A 1,195-nucleotide genomic window follows, 5' to 3' on the forward strand; every position below is an offset into this window, starting at 1 on the left:
GGCCCAGCTCACGCGCCCCCTCACCCCGGCCGAGCGCAGCACGGTGAGCAGCGCCAACGACTTCGCCTTTCGAGCCTTCGATGCCTTGCGCGGCACGGCCCCGGCCGACAACCTGTGCCTGTCGCCGCTGAGCATTTCGGCCGCCCTCACCATGGCCTACAACGGGGCCGATGGCAGCACCAAGGCCGCGATGAAGCAAACGCTGGGCTTCCAGCCGCTCACCGATACTGAAATCAACGAGTCGTTCCGGAGTGTGTTTGGCCTGCTGGGCGGGCTCGACCCGCAGGTGACGTTCACGACGGGTAATTCCATCTGGTACGGGCAGCAGTACCAGTTGCAGGCGCCGTTTGTGCAGGCCAACCAGCAATATTTCGGGGCCACGGTGCAGCCGGTGAATTTCACGTCGCCCACGGCCAAAGACCTGATAAACGGCTGGGTGAACACGCAGACCCGCGGCAAAATCACGAGCATTGTGGATGGCACCACGGCCGACGACGTGCTGTATCTCATCAACGCGCTCTACTTCAAGGGCACTTGGACGTACCGCTTCGACCCGCAGGACACCCGCCCCGGCCCCTTTTACCGCGACAACGGCACCACGGTCACCAAGGATTTCATGAGTCTGAAAACCGGGCGCTACCACCGCTACCGCGATGCCCAGCAGCTGCTCATCGACTTACCCTACGGCAACCGCCGCTTCAGCATGACGCTGGTGGTGCCGCAGGGGCAGAGCACGCTGGCCAGCGTGGCCGGCCGCCTCACCCGCAGCCAGCTCGATGCCTGGCTGGCCGCCGCCGACTCGACCGGGCAGGAGCTACAGCTGCCCAAGTTCAGGCTCGAATACAGCCAGACGCTCAACGACGCCCTCACACAGCTGGGCATGGGCGTAGCCTTCTCGGGGCAGGCCAATTTCAGCCGCATGCTGGCCGGCGGGGGCTCGGGTCTACGCATCAGCGAGGTGAAGCACAAAACGTTTCTGGAAGTGAACGAGGAAGGCACCGAGGCTGCAGCCGTTACGTCGGTGGGCGTCGTCAATACTTCGGTACCACAGGCTACGGTCATCAACCGGCCGTTCCTGTTTCTTATCCGCGAGAAATCGACGGGCACCATTCTGTTCATCGGCCAGCTCACGAACCCCTGATTAGGTGAGTTATACGGGTAGTTGTGAATTGAAAAAATAACGTCATGCTGAGCT

The 1,195-nt window shown here is 62.4% G+C and carries 1 protein-coding gene; it reads left to right on the forward strand.

All coding sequences use genetic code 11. The annotated features are described in order from the left end of the window. Positions 1–1,141, forward strand: a 1,141-nt coding sequence (locus tag ACYVDE_RS23465; RefSeq protein ID WP_460503946.1) for a serpin family protein, incomplete at its 5' end; no start/stop codon positions are given. Between the last annotated feature and the right edge of the window lie 54 nt (positions 1,142–1,195).

The organism is Hymenobacter agri, from assembly GCF_054778495.1.